Here is a 13,607-nt window from a genome sequence, read left to right on the forward strand (position 1 = left end):
CCTTAGAAGCCGGCCGGCGAACGTAGGTGCCAGTCAGTGACCTGTTGGTACTGATGGGCAACATTGAGCAAACGGCCTTCCTGGAAGTAGGGCGCCAGCAGTTGCACGCCGACCGGCAAACCGTCAGCGAAGCCCGCTGGCATCGACAGGCCCGGCAGGCCCGCGAGGTTGGCGGTGATGGTGTAGAAGTCTTCCAGGTACGCGGCAATCGGGTCGGCGTTCTTGGCGCCGATTTTCCAGGCCGGGTTCGGCGTGGTCGGGCCGAGGATCACATCGACGTCCTTGAAGGCGTTCATGAAGTCGTTCTTGATCAGGCGACGGATCTTCTGCGCTTGCAGGTAATAGGCATCGTAGTAACCGGCGGACAGCGCGTAGGCGCCGACCATGATCCGGCGCTGCACTTCAGGGCCGAAGCCTTCGCCACGAGAGCGCTTGTACAGGTCGGTCAGGTCTTTCGGGTCTTCGCAGCGATAGCCAAAACGCACGCCGTCGAAACGCGACAGGTTGGAGGAGGCTTCTGCCGGCGCGATCACATAATAAGCAGGGATCGCGTGTTGCAGGTTGGGCAGGCTGACTTCCTTGACCACGGCACCGAGCTTTTTCAGCTCCTCGACGCTTGCCATGACCAGATCGGCGATGCGTGGGTCCAGACCCGCGCTGAAGTACTCCTTCGGCACGCCGATGCGCAGGCCTTGCAGCGAGCCGTTGAGGCTGGCGCTGTAATCCGGGACCGGCTCGTCGATGCTGGTGGAATCATTGATGTCGAAACCGGCCATGCCTTGCAGCAGCAGGGCGCAGTCTTCGGCAGTGCGCGCCATGGGGCCGGCCTGATCCAAGCTCGACGCGTAGGCGATCATGCCCCAGCGCGAGACGCGACCGTAGGTCGGTTTCAGACCGGTGAGGTTGGTCAGTGCAGCCGGTTGGCGAATCGAGCCGCCGGTGTCGGTGCCGGTCGCGGCAGGCAGCAGACGCGCGGCCACCGCGGCCGCCGAACCGCCGGACGAGCCGCCGGGTACGTGCGCAAGGTTCCACGGGTTCTTCACCGCGCCGTAGTGGCTGGACTCGTTGGCCGACCCCATGGCGAATTCGTCCATGTTGGTCTTGCCCAGCGTCACGGTGCCGGCAGCGGCGAGCTTGGCGACGATAGTGGCGTCGTACGGGGCCTTGAAGTTGTCGAGCATCTTCGAGGCACAGCTGGTGCGGATGCCTTTGGTGCAGAACAGGTCCTTGTGCGCCAGCGGAGCGCCGAGCAACGCGCCGGTTTCGCCAGCAGCACGACGGGCGTCAGCGGCCTGGGCCTGAGTGATGGCCAGGTCTTCGGTGACGGAGATGAAGCTATTGATCTGCGAGTCCAGCTGGGCGATGCGCGCCAGCAGGGAGCGGGTCAATTCTTCGGAAGAAAACTTTTTGTCGGCCAGACCGCGAGCGATCTCTGCCAGAGTCATTTGGTGCATTGCAGGCTCATTCCCTTAGTCGATGACTTTCGGAACCAGATAAAGGCCGTCTTCGACCGCTGGTGCGATGGCTTGATAGGAATCGCGATGATTGGTCTCGCTGACTACGTCTTCACGTAGGCGTTGCGAGGCTTCAAGCGGATGCGCGAGCGGTTCGATACCGGTGGTGTCGACCGCCTGCATCTGGTCGACCAGCCCGAGAATGCTGTTCAGTGCTTCGGTGGTACGCGGGATATCGGCGTCATTGAGGCCCAGTCGGGCCAGATGAGCGATTTTTTCCACGTCGGAGCGATCAAGCGCCATGGGGTTTCTCCAGTGGAATGCGTACGGACTTGACCGTACGTCAGATTGCGGAACACTACGCGATCCAGACGGTCAAAGGGCCGCGATCGTCGAGGGTAGTGCTCGGAAAAACAGCCAATTTAGCATATTGGCTCCTTGCCCAAAATCCCTGTCGTTGTTAGAGTTTGCCGCACTTTTTTACCCACGCGTTCCCTAGGGTCCCTTTCCCATGTTCAAGAAACTGCGTGGCATGTTTTCCAGCGATCTTTCCATTGACCTGGGCACTGCCAACACCCTTATTTACGTGCGTGAGCGCGGTATTGTCCTGAACGAGCCATCGGTTGTGGCCATTCGGACCCACGGAAATCAGAAGAGCGTCGTTGCTGTCGGGATGGAAGCCAAGCGAATGCTGGGCCGTACCCCGGGCAACATCGCTGCCATTCGTCCGATGAAAGACGGCGTGATCGCCGATTTCAGCGTGTGCGAAAAGATGCTCCAGTATTTCATCAACAAAGTTCACGAAAACAGCTTCCTGCAGCCTAGCCCTCGCGTGCTGATCTGCGTTCCGTGCAAATCCACCCAGGTTGAGCGTCGCGCCATTCGCGAGTCGGCCCTGGGCGCCGGTGCACGTGAAGTGTTCCTGATCGAAGAACCCATGGCCGCTGCCATCGGTGCCGGCCTGCCGGTCGAAGAAGCCCGTGGCTCGATGGTCGTCGATATCGGTGGTGGTACCACTGAAATCGCCCTGATCTCGCTCAATGGTGTGGTCTACGCCGAATCCGTCCGTGTGGGCGGCGACCGTTTCGACGAAGCGATCATCACTTATGTGCGTCGCAACTACGGCAGCCTCATCGGTGAATCCACCGCTGAGCGCATCAAGCAGGAAATCGGTACGGCCTACCCGGGCGGCGAAGTGCGTGAAGTCGACGTGCGCGGCCGCAACCTGGCCGAAGGCGTGCCACGTGCCTTCACCCTGAACTCCAACGAAGTGCTGGAAGCGTTGCAGGAATCCCTGGCAACCATCGTTCAGGCCGTGAAAAGCGCGCTGGAGCAATCGCCTCCGGAACTGGCTTCGGACATCGCCGAGCGCGGTCTGGTGCTGACCGGTGGTGGTGCGCTGCTGCGTGACCTGGACAAACTGCTGGCCCAGGAAACCGGCCTGCCGGTGATCGTCGCCGAAGACCCGCTGACCTGTGTTGCTCGTGGCGGTGGCCGTGCGCTGGAAATGATGGACAAGCACACCATGGACCTGCTCTCCAGCGAGTAAGTCGCCGGATGGCTCCATGATGTCGAACGGGTGGCGCTTATGGCGCTGCCCGTTTGTGCATGACCTGTTGACGTCTCCTCCTGATGTTGCAAGGCTTGCACACCTTCTTTCCGTCAACCCGCACCAGGCCGGTTTCATGTCCCATGAATAAGCACAGCCAACCACAAGCATCCCTCGAAGGAGCGGCCTATTAAACCGCTTTTCTCAAAGGGCCCGTCGCTGGGCGTTCGTCTGTTGGTGCTGGTCGTCCTGTCCGTGGCCGTCATGGTCGTGGATGCGCGTTTCACCCTGCTCAAGCCTGTTCGCAGCCAGATGTCGCTGGTGCTGATGCAGTCCTACTGGATTGCCGACCTGCCCGAACGTTTGTATCAAGGCGTTGCCAGCCAGTTTGGCAGCCGCACTGAACTCGCTGCCGAAAACGAAAAACTCAAGACCGAAAACCTGCTGCTTCAAGGCCGCCTGCAAAAGCTGGCTGCCCTGACCGAGCAGAACGTGCGTCTGCGCGAGTTGCTCAACTCGTCCGCGCTGGTCAACGAGAAGGTCGAAGTCGCCGAGCTGATCGGCATGGACCCCAACCCCTTCACCCATCGCATCATCATCAACAAGGGTGAGCGCGACGGCGTGGTATTGGGGCAGCCGGTGCTCGATGCCCGCGGCCTGATGGGGCAGGTGGTCGAGCTGATGCCGTACACCTCCCGCGTGCTGCTGCTGACCGACTCCACCCACAGCATTCCGGTGCAGGTGAACCGCAACGGCTTGCGCGCGATTGCCAGCGGCACCGGTAACCCTGAGCGTCTGGAACTGCGCCATGTGGCCGATACAGCCGACATCAAGGAAGGCGACCTGCTGGTGAGTTCCGGGCTGGGCCAGCGTTTCCCGGCGGGCTACCCGGTGGCGACGGTCAAGGAAGTCATCCACGACTCCGGCCAGCCTTTCGCGATCGTTCGCGCCGTGCCGACCGCCGCGCTGAACCGCAGCCGTTACCTGTTGCTGGTGTTCTCGGATGGCCGTTCCCCGGAAGAGCGCGCCGCCGATGCCGCGCAACAGCAGGAGTCGCTGGAGCGTCAGACGGCCGATCCTTCAGTTGTCCCGTCGGCGACCGTGCCGGGTGCTGCGCCTGCTGCGACCCCGAACAAGCCGGTGACCCCGGCCACTGTGCCTAAACCTGCGACCGGCCACAGCACGTCTTCTGCCCCGGCAGCCGCGCCTGCCGCACCGGCTGCTGCCACACCGGCCGCAACGCCAGCCAAGCCTGCCGCGAGCAAACCACCTGCCCATCAGCCAGCCAAGCCCGCTACGCCCAAACCGGTGGCTGCCCCTGCGGCGACGCATGAGAGGGAAGAATAATGGCGCGTCATGCCCCTGCACGAAACGGCTGGGTGGTCTGGTTGACCTTCGCCATCGGCCTGCTGCTCAGCGTGTCCCCGCTGCCGCAGTTCATGGAAATCTTTCGCCCGCTGTGGCTCGCGCTGCTGCTGGCGTTCTGGGCCTTGGCCCTGCCACACAAAATCGGCATGGTCACCGCGTGGATGCTGGGTCTGGCCGAAGACGTGCTCTACGGGACGCTGTTGGGGCAGAACGCCCTGATCCTGACCCTGATCACCTTCCTGGTCTTGTCGCTGCAACAACGTCTGCGCATGTTCCCGATGTGGCAGCAATGCCTGGTGATTCTGGTGATCTTCGGCCTGGCGCAGCTGGTGCAGCTATGGCTCAGCGCATTGACCGGCAACCGCCAGCCGACCTTGGCGCTGGTGCTTCCGGCACTGGTCAGCGCATTGCTGTGGCCGTGGGTGAGCTATGGTCTGCGCGGGTTGCGGTTGCGTCTGAAGATCAATTGAAATAGCAGGCTGCGGGCAGGACCTTGTGGGAGCGAATTCATTCGCGATGCGGTTTGTCCGGCGACACATCTTTATCGGCTGTACCGGCGTTTCGTCGGAATGCCGCCCAGAATGAATTCGCTCCCACAGGAGTGGCGCTGGCTAAGCTGAAGATCACTGACACGGAGACGTCCCATGCCCCAACTTCTTCTCGCCTCCGGCTCCCCGCGCCGTCGTGAGCTGCTGACGCAGATCGGTGTGCCGTTCACGACCCTTGGCGCCGATATCGACGAAACCCCGCTTGCGGACGAAACCCCGGCCGCCTATGTCGAGCGTCTGGCCCGTGGCAAGGCCGATGCCGGGCTGCTGCAACTGGCCAATGACCCTGCGTATCCCACCGCGTGCGTTCTTGGCGCTGACACGGCGGTGGTTCTCGACGGCCGTATTCTCGGCAAACCTGACGATGAAGCCGATGCGCTGGCCATGCTCGCCGCGCTGTCCAACCGCGAACACGACGTCCTGACCGCCATCGCCGTGGTCGACGAGCAGCACTGCGAAACCCGCGTGGTCAGCAGTCGCGTGCGTTTTCGCCCGATATCCCCTGAAGAAGCTCGCGCCTACTGGGCCAGCGGCGAACCCCGCGACAAGGCGGGCAGTTACGGCATTCAGGGGCTGGGCGCTGTGTTCGTTGAAAACCTCTCGGGCAGCTATTCGGCCGTGGTCGGCTTGCCGTTGTGCGAAACCGCAGAAATCCTCCAGCGTTTTGGCATACCCTGCTGGCAATGCCTGGAAGGTGAAAAACCATGAGTGAAGAGATTCTGATCAACATCACGCCGATGGAGTCGCGCGTGGCCGTCGTTGAGAACGGGGTTTTGCAGGAAGTCCACGTCGAGCGGACCCAGCGTCGCGGGATCGTCGGCAATATTTACAAGGGCAAGGTCGTTCGCGTCCTGCCCGGCATGCAAGCGGCATTCATCGACATCGGTCTGGATCGCGCGGCGTTCATCCACGCTTCGGAAATCTCCATGCGTGAGGGCCCGGCGGTCGAAACCATCAGCTCGCTGGTGCACGAAGGGCAGAGCCTGGTGGTGCAAGTCACCAAGGACCCCATCGGCAGCAAGGGCGCGCGTCTGACCACTCAACTGTCCATCCCATCGCGCTATCTGGTGTACATGCCGCGCACGGCCCACGTGGGGATTTCCCTGAAGATCGAGGACGAGACCGAGCGCGAGCGCCTCAAGCAGGTCGTCAGCGACTGCGTGGCCAAGGAAGGGATCAAGGAGAAAGGCGGTTTCATCCTGCGCACGGCGGCCGAAGGCGCCGGGGCCGATGAAATCATGATGGACATCCGTTATCTGCGACGCCTGTGGGATCAGATCGGCGAACAGATCAAGACCATCAGCCCGGCCAGCGTGATCTACGAGGACCTCGGCCTGGCCCTGCGCACCCTTCGCGATCTGGTCAGCCCGCGCATCGAGAAGATCCGAATCGATTCACGAGAAACCTTTCAGAAGACTACCCAGTTCGTGGCCGAGTTGATGCCGGAAATCGCCGACCGCCTTGAGCATTACCCCGGCGAGCGGCCGATTTTCGACCTGTACGGGGTCGAGGACGAAATCCAGAAGGCCCTGGAGCGCAAGGTGCCGCTAAAGTCCGGTGGCTATCTGGTGATCGACCCTGCCGAAGCGATGACCACCATCGACGTCAACACCGGGGCATTCGTCGGCCATCGCAATCTCGAAGAAACCATCTTCAAGACCAATCTCGAAGCGGCGACCGCCATTGCCCGTCAACTGCGCCTGCGCAACATCGGCGGGATCATCATCATCGACTTCATCGACATGGAGGACGGCGAGCATCAGCGCCAGGTCCTGCGGACGCTGGAGAAGCAGCTGGAACGCGACCACGCCAAGACCAACATCATCGGTATCACTGAGCTGGGCCTGGTGCAGATGACCCGCAAACGCACCCGTGAAAGTCTTGAGCAAGTGCTGTGCGAGCCGTGCAGCAGCTGTCAGGGCCGTGGCAAGCTAAAAACGGCGGAAACCATCTGTTACGAGATCTTCCGCGAGATCCTGCGCGAGGCGCGGGCCTATCAGGCGCTGGGCTATCGCGTGCTGGCCAACCAGAAGGTGGTCGATCGTCTGCTCGATGAAGAGTCGGGTAACGTGGCGGAACTTGAGGTGTTTATCGGTCGGACCATTCGCTTTCAGGTCGAAACCATGTATTCACAGGAACAATATGACGTTGTGCTGCTCTGATTCAGCTCAACGGCTTGAAGCGCCGCGCAGAGCATCGCGCGGTCGTCGACCCCCAGACAAATCGAGCCTGCGCAGGCCGACGGCAAGGATGCCCTTCAAAGAGAATGATGTGTGGCAAATGAGCAATTCCCTGACCTGTCGGCCACTCGGTTGACCCGTACCCTGTTCGCCGGTGCGTGGCACGGAGGCTCGGCGACATGGAGCGTTTGACGCGATTCCTCGCCGCTCTGACACGTTGGGGCCTGAGTCTGTGCGCGCTGGTTCTGGTGCTGATCGCGCTGTACGTCAGTGTTGGCCGCGAGCTGGTGCCGATGGTCGCCGAATACCGTGCTGACGTGGAACTCAAGGTTCAGAACGCCGTGGGCATGCCGGTCAGCATCGGTCGCCTGGAGGGCAGCTGGAGCGGCTTCGCGCCAGTCTTCGTCGCGCGGGACGTGATGGTCGGGCAGGGCGCAGGTACGGTTCGCCTGGATCACGTGCGCGCAGTGCCTGATCTCTGGGCCAGCCTCAAGGCCCGACAGGTACGCATCGCTCACCTTGAACTCGATGGCCTGCAGCTTGGACTCAAGGAAGACAAGGACGGCCATTGGGCGCTCCAGGGCCTGCCGGTGCAGGATGACAAGCCGTTCGATCCTGAACAGGTGCTGACGCAGATGCAGATGATCTCGCAGCTTTCGCTGTTCGACAGCCAGATCACCCTGCAACCCTACGAACAGGCGCCTCTGACCCTCACTTACGTCAGCATGACACTCAAGACCGGGCGGTTTCATCAGCGCCTCGATGCCCGCTTGACCCTGCCCGACGGCCAACCCCTGTCACTCAATGTCCGTTCGAAAATCCGCGCCAGCGCCTGGCGCGATGGCGAGGCTGAGGCGTACCTGAGCCTGCCGCAGAGCGACTGGGCCAAATGGCTGCCCAAGAGCCTGACACGCGACTGGAACATCAAGAACCTCAAGGCGGGTGGCGAATTCTGGATGACCTGGGGCAAGGGCAACCTGCAAACGGCAGTTGCGCGTCTCAATGCCCCGCAATTCAAGGGCGCCTACGCTGATCGCAAAGCGTCGAACATCGACAACCTGGCGCTCAACGCCTGGTTCCAGCGCGATGACACGGGTTTCACAGTGTCGCTGAGCTCGCTGGCCATGGACATCGCCAGCAAGCGCTGGGAAAGCCACCTGCAGCTCAAGCAGACCGCGGCAACGTCTGACAGTGAAGAGCTCTGGCACATACAGGCTGACCGGCTGGATCTGACCCCTGTCACGCCATTACTCGATTCTCTCGTACCGCTGCCCGACAAACTCATGGTGGTGCTCGATCACCTGAAAGTCACCGGCGGTCTGCGCAACGTGCTGCTCGATTACCGCCCCCAGGCCGAAGGCGCGAAGCGTTTGAGCTTCGCGGCCAATCTGGACAAGGTCGGTTTCGACGCCTATCACGGTGCGCCGGCTGCCGGGAACGTCAGTGGCGCCATCAGCGGCGATCTGGGGCAGGGTGAGCTGCGCCTGAACACTGACGATTTCATGCTGCACCTGGACCCGATCTTCAAGAACGAATGGAAATACCGCCACGCCGATGCGCGCCTGACCTGGGCGTTGGACGATCAGGGCTTCACGCTGATCGCCCCCTATATCAAGGTGTTGGGGGATGAGGGCAAGATCGCCAGCGACTTCCTGATCCGTTTGCACTTCGACCACAGCCAGGAAGACTACATGGACCTGCGCGTGGGTCTGGTGGACGCCGACGGCCGCTATACCTCCAAATACCTGCCGGCGGTGCTGAGCCCGGCGCTGGATAACTGGCTGCGCACGGCCATTGTCAGCGGCAACGTCAACCAGAGCTTCTTCCAGTATCAGGGCTCGCTCAACCACGACGCACCGGATGTGGCGCGGGTGATCAGCCTGTTCTTCAAGGTGCGCAACGCCACTCTCGCCTTCCAGCCGGGTTGGCCGCCGCTGACCGGTGTGGACGGCAATGTCTTTGTCGAGAACAGCGGTGTGCGCATTCGTGCCACCAAGGGCCAGTTGCTCGGCACTCAGGTGAGCAATGTGGCCGTGGACGTGCCTCACGTGCCGTCGGGCCAGCCGAGCCATCTGCTGGTGGACGGCGACTTCGACGGCAGCCTTCAGGACGGCATGAAGATTCTGCAGGAAGCGCCCATCGGCACCGCGCAGACCTTTGCCGGCTGGCAGGCCGAGGGGCCGCTGCAAGGGCATATCAATCTGGACGTGCCGCTGGTCAAGGGGCAGGACGCCAAGGTGGCGGTGGATTTCAATACCGACAGCGCGCACCTCAAACTGGCCGATCCCGTGCTTGACCTGACCCAGCTCAAGGGCAACTTCCGCTTCGACTATGCCAAGGGTCTGAGCGGCAAGGGCATCAAGGCGGTGGCGTTCGATAAGCCGGTCAGTGCCGAGATTTTCGCCGAGGGCAAGCCGGGCGCGCCGGTGACGCGCATCACCGCCAGTAGCCAGATCGCCACCAAGCGCCTGACCGACTGGCTCAACGTCACCCAGCCGCTGCCGGTGTCGGGCGATCTGCCGTATCAGCTGCAGTTGACCCTCAACGGCGCCGACAGCCCGTTGCTGATCAATTCCAACCTCAAAGGCGTGACGGTCGACCTGCCCGCGCCATTCGGCAAGGGCGCCGAGGAAACCCGTGACACCGACTTTCGCATGAACCTGCAGGGCCCTGAGCGGCGCATCAGCGTGGGCTACGGCAACCTTGCCAACCTGGCCTTCGCGGCGCCTGCGGGCAAGTTCGCCGACGGCCGTGGCGAGCTGTTCCTCGGCGAAGGCGGGGCGATCGTGCCGGACAGCAAGGGCCTGCGGGTCCGGGGTTCGCTGTCTGAACTCGACATTGCGCCCTGGCAGTCGATGGCCGAACGATACGCGGGCAACGATCCGGGCGGCAGTGCCAAGCAGTTGCTCAGCGGCGTCGACCTGCAGATCGGCAAGCTGACCGCCAAGGGCACGACGCTGGATCAGGCCAGCGTGCAGCTCAAGCGCAACGAGGCCAGCTGGGCCCTGTCGCTGGACAGCGAGAAGATCAAAGGCACCGCGACCCTGCCGGACAACAAGGCCACGCCGGCGGACATCAATCTGCTTTACGTACGCCTGCCTGCGCCAGACCCCAATGCCGCCGTGGTGGAAAACGCTCCGGATCCGCTGGCCGATGTCGACCCGCACAACATCCCGGCGATGAACATCAAGATCACCCAGCTGTTTCAGGGCGATCAACTGGTCGGCGCCTGGTCGCTCAAGGCACGGCCGACCCCCAGCGGCTTGCAATTGTCGGATCTGAATCTGGGCCTCAAAGGCATCACCCTGCTGGGCAATGGCGGCTGGGAGGGCACGCCAGGCGCGACCAGCAGCTGGTTCAAAGGCCAGGTGCAGGGCAAGAATCTGGCCGATGTGCTCAAAGCCTGGGGTTTTGCGCCGACGGTGACGAGCCAGGCATTCGAGTTGAACGCCGATGGTCGCTGGCCGGGTTCGCCTGCATGGGTGGGTCTGAAGCGCTATTCCGGCAGCCTGGACGCGACGCTGAAAAACGGCCAGTTCGTTGAAGTGGAAGGCGGCGCTCAGGCGTTGCGGGTGTTCGGCCTGCTCAACTTCAACTCCATCGGCCGCCGCCTGCGCCTGGACTTCTCCGACCTGCTGAGCAAAGGCCTGAGCTATGACCGGGTCAAAGGGCTTCTGGTGGCCAGTGATGGCGTGTATGTCACCCGTGATCCGATCACCATGGTCGGCCCCTCGAGCAACCTGGAACTCAATGGCACGCTGGACATGGTCCGCGACCGGGTCGACGCCAAGCTGCTGGTGACCTTGCCTGTGACCAACAACCTGCCGATCGCGGCCTTGATTGTTGGCGCGCCGGCCATTGGGGGGGCGCTGTTTCTGGTCGACAAGCTGCTGGGCGATCGCGTCGCGCGTTTCGCCAGCGTGCAGTACAAGGTCGAAGGCCCGTGGAAAGAACCTAAAATCACCTTCGACAAGCCGTTTGAGAAGCCGCAGTAACAGGCTGGCGCGTGGCTTCATGTAGGAGCGCGCTTGCCCGCGATTGGGGTATGTGCCTCACTCATGTGTTGTCTGACACCACGCCTTCGCGGGGCAAGCGCGCTCCGGCCTTCGGCCAGAAGCAGGTGGTGATGCGTTGGAGTACAGTGCAGTTCTATCGATTGAGGAGCGCTTCATGTCCTTCGCTGTGATTCAGATGGTCAGCCAGAGCGATGTCCAAGGCAATCTGGCGCAGGCCCGTGCGTTGTTGGAACAGGCTGCGGCATCGGGCGCGAGGCTTGCCGTGCTGCCGGAAAACTTCGCTGCCATGGGCCGTCGCGACATCGCTGACATCGGCCGCGCCGAAGCGTTGGGCGAAGGTCAGATCCTGCCATGGTTGAAACTGGCCGCTCGCGACCTCAGGTTATGGATTGTTGCCGGAACATTGCCCCTGCCGCCCAAAGACCGACCCAACGGCAAGGTCACGGCCTGCTCGCTGTTGGTCGACGATCAGGGCGAGCAGGTGGCGCGTTACGACAAGCTGCACCTGTTCGACGTCGATGTCGCTGATGCCCGCGGGCGTTATCGCGAATCCGACGACTATGCTCATGGCAATAACGTGGTGGTGGCGGACACCCCCGTCGGGAAACTCGGTCTGAGCGTGTGTTACGACCTGCGCTTTCCCGAGCTGTACACCGCGTTGCGTGAAGCTGGCGCAGAATTGATCACCGCGCCGTCGGCCTTTACCGCCGTGACCGGCGCGGCGCACTGGGAAGTCCTGCTGCGCGCACGAGCCATCGAAACCCAGTGTTACGTGCTGGCGGCCGCGCAAGGTGGGGTGCATCCGGGGCCCAGAGAGACGTTTGGGCATGCGGCGATCATCGATCCATGGGGCCGCGTGTTGGCCGAGCAGGCACAGGGTGAAGCCGTGTTGCTGGCCGAACGAGACATTGACGAACAAGCGTCCATACGGGCGCGAATGCCGGTTACCCACCACCGGCGATTTTTTTCGCAGGACGCCTTGCGGCCTGCCAACACCCCGGAGTGAATATGAGCGACTTGTCCTCTGTCAGCGAACACCTTCTGGCGCCAGGCGGCCTGAGTATCGACAGCCTGCAATCGGTGCTGGGGGAGCTTGCCGGTCCTGGGATCGATGCCGCCGACCTGTATTTTCAGGGTCAGATTTCCGAGTCCTGGGCCTTGGAAGACGGAATCGTCAAGGAAGGCAGCTTTAACCTGGACCAAGGTGTGGGCGTGCGTGCGCAGTCTGGTGAAAAGACCGGTTTTGCCTACAGCAACGCAATCACCCCCGAGGCCCTTAGCCAGGCGGCCCGCGCGGCTCGCTCGATCTCCCGCGCCGGCCAGAACGGCCGCGTGCAGGCGTTCACCACCCAGGACGTCGCCCAGCTCTATGCGCCGGATAACCCCCTGGAAGTCATGACCCGCGCCGAAAAGGTCGAGCTGCTCAAGCGTGTCGATGCTGCCACCCGCGCCTTGGACCCTCGCATTCAGCAGGTTACCGTGAGCATGGCCGGGGTCTGGGAACGCATTCTGGTGGCTTCCACCGACGGTGGTCTGGCCGCTGATGTGCGTCCTCTGGTGCGCTTCAACGTCAGCGTGATCGTCGAGCAGAACGGCCGTCGTGAGCGCGGTGGTCATGGCGGCGGCGGGCGTACCGATTACCGTTATTTCCTCCAGGAAGACCGGGCCATGGGCTATGCCCGCGAGGCGCTGCGTCAGGCGCTGGTCAATCTGGAAGCCATTCCCGCGCCGGCTGGCACCCTGCCTGTCGTATTGGGTTCGGGCTGGTCCGGCGTGCTGCTGCACGAAGCGGTCGGGCACGGCCTGGAAGGCGACTTCAACCGCAAGGGCAGCTCGGCCTACAGCGGTCGCATGGGCGAGATGGTTGCCTCCAAGCTTTGCACCATCGTCGATGACGGCACGTTGGCCGGTCGTCGCGGCTCGCTGAGCGTGGACGACGAGGGCACCCAGACCGAATGCACCACGCTGATCGAGAACGGCGTGCTCAAGGGCTACATGCAGGACAAGCTCAACGCCCGCCTGATGGGCGTGGCGCGCACCGGCAACGGTCGTCGCGAGTCCTATGCGCATCTGCCGATGCCGCGCATGACCAATACCTACATGCTGGGCGGCCAGAGCGATCCGGCGGAAATCATTGCCTCGGTGAAAAAGGGGATCTACTGCGCCAACCTAGGCGGCGGTCAGGTCGACATCACCAGCGGCAAGTTCGTGTTCTCCACCAGCGAGGCTTACTTGATCGAAGACGGCAAGATCACCGCCCCGGTCAAGGGCGCGACGCTGATCGGCAACGGCCCGGAATGCATGAGCCGGGTGTCGATGGTCGGCAACGACCTGTCGCTGGACAGCGGCGTGGGCACCTGTGGCAAGGATGGGCAGTCGGTGCCGGTGGGCGTCGGCCAGCCAACGCTGAAGATCGATGCGATCACGGTGGGCGGCACAGGCGGATAAGGATTAGAACTGTAGGAGCGCGCTTGCCCGCGATTGTGGCGTGT

At 62.6% G+C, this 13,607-nt stretch carries 10 protein-coding genes; 8 read left to right on the forward strand and 2 right to left on the reverse strand.

Features of this window, described 5'->3' with window-relative positions; genetic code table 11:
• Positions 1 to 2: 2 nt before the first annotated feature.
• A complete protein-coding gene (gatA, locus tag AC07V9_RS09605) occupies positions 3 to 1,454 on the reverse strand; it encodes an Asp-tRNA(Asn)/Glu-tRNA(Gln) amidotransferase subunit GatA (protein WP_495015488.1) in 1,452 nt (483 codons plus the stop codon).
• 15 nt (positions 1,455 to 1,469) lie between these two features.
• Positions 1,470 to 1,757, reverse strand: coding sequence for an Asp-tRNA(Asn)/Glu-tRNA(Gln) amidotransferase subunit GatC (gene gatC / locus AC07V9_RS09610; protein WP_404637184.1), 288 nt, complete (start codon positions 1,755 to 1,757; stop codon positions 1,470 to 1,472).
• A gap of 208 nt (positions 1,758 to 1,965) precedes the next feature.
• Between gatC and mreB the strand changes: the two genes are divergently transcribed.
• The 8 genes from mreB to tldD all read left to right on the forward strand — a co-directional run bounded on the left by mreB (position 1,966) and on the right by tldD (position 13,563).
• Positions 1,966 to 3,003, forward strand: coding sequence for a rod shape-determining protein MreB (gene mreB, locus AC07V9_RS09615; protein WP_020292894.1), 1,038 nt, complete (start codon positions 1,966 to 1,968; stop codon positions 3,001 to 3,003).
• 189 nt (positions 3,004 to 3,192) lie between these two features.
• Complete coding sequence (gene mreC / locus AC07V9_RS09620; RefSeq protein ID WP_495015788.1) at positions 3,193 to 4,350, forward strand: rod shape-determining protein MreC; 1,158 nt, start codon at positions 3,193 to 3,195, stop codon at positions 4,348 to 4,350.
• Positions 4,350 to 4,841, forward strand: a complete 492-nt coding sequence (gene mreD, locus AC07V9_RS09625; protein WP_065990112.1) for a rod shape-determining protein MreD — start codon at positions 4,350 to 4,352, stop codon at positions 4,839 to 4,841. Before mreC ends, mreD begins: the two co-directional genes overlap by 1 nt.
• Before the next feature lie 174 nt (positions 4,842 to 5,015).
• Positions 5,016 to 5,627 carry a Maf family protein gene (locus tag AC07V9_RS09630; RefSeq protein ID WP_495015489.1) on the forward strand — a complete coding sequence of 204 codons (612 nt, stop codon included), beginning with the start codon at positions 5,016 to 5,018 and terminating at the stop codon, positions 5,625 to 5,627.
• Positions 5,624 to 7,081, forward strand: coding sequence for a ribonuclease G (rng, locus tag AC07V9_RS09635; RefSeq protein WP_495015490.1), 1,458 nt, complete (start codon positions 5,624 to 5,626; stop codon positions 7,079 to 7,081). The genes AC07V9_RS09630 and rng overlap by 4 nt, the downstream gene beginning before the upstream one ends.
• A gap of 197 nt (positions 7,082 to 7,278) precedes the next feature.
• On the forward strand, positions 7,279 to 11,094 hold the full coding sequence (locus AC07V9_RS09640) for a YhdP family protein (RefSeq protein WP_495015491.1): 3,816 nt from the start codon (positions 7,279 to 7,281) through the stop codon (positions 11,092 to 11,094).
• 175 nt (positions 11,095 to 11,269) lie between these two features.
• Positions 11,270 to 12,121 (forward strand): carbon-nitrogen hydrolase family protein, encoded by an 852-nt coding sequence (locus tag AC07V9_RS09645; protein ID WP_495015492.1) that lies wholly within the window; start codon positions 11,270 to 11,272, stop codon positions 12,119 to 12,121.
• Positions 12,122 to 12,123: 2 nt separating this feature from the next.
• Positions 12,124 to 13,563 (forward strand): metalloprotease TldD, encoded by a 1,440-nt coding sequence (tldD, locus tag AC07V9_RS09650; RefSeq protein ID WP_495015493.1) that lies wholly within the window; start codon positions 12,124 to 12,126, stop codon positions 13,561 to 13,563.
• The last annotated feature ends 44 nt before the right edge of the window (positions 13,564 to 13,607 follow it).

This window comes from Pseudomonas sp. GW821-FHT02A11, from assembly GCF_059421985.1.

Coding starts and splice junctions, on each gene's coding strand:
- gatA (WP_495015488.1), bottom strand. CDS start 1,454: ATGCACCAAATGACTCTGGCAGAGATCGCTCGCGGTCTGGCCGACAAA.
- gatC (WP_404637184.1), bottom strand. CDS start 1,757: ATGGCGCTTGATCGCTCCGACGTGGAAAAAATCGCTCATCTGGCCCGA.
- mreB (WP_020292894.1), top strand. CDS start 1,966: ATGTTCAAGAAACTGCGTGGCATGTTTTCCAGCGATCTTTCCATTGAC.
- mreD (WP_065990112.1), top strand. CDS start 4,350: ATGGCGCGTCATGCCCCTGCACGAAACGGCTGGGTGGTCTGGTTGACC.
- AC07V9_RS09630 (WP_495015489.1), top strand. CDS start 5,016: ATGCCCCAACTTCTTCTCGCCTCCGGCTCCCCGCGCCGTCGTGAGCTG.
- rng (WP_495015490.1), top strand. CDS start 5,624: ATGAGTGAAGAGATTCTGATCAACATCACGCCGATGGAGTCGCGCGTG.
- AC07V9_RS09640 (WP_495015491.1), top strand. CDS start 7,279: ATGGAGCGTTTGACGCGATTCCTCGCCGCTCTGACACGTTGGGGCCTG.
- AC07V9_RS09645 (WP_495015492.1), top strand. CDS start 11,270: ATGTCCTTCGCTGTGATTCAGATGGTCAGCCAGAGCGATGTCCAAGGC.
- tldD (WP_495015493.1), top strand. CDS start 12,124: ATGAGCGACTTGTCCTCTGTCAGCGAACACCTTCTGGCGCCAGGCGGC.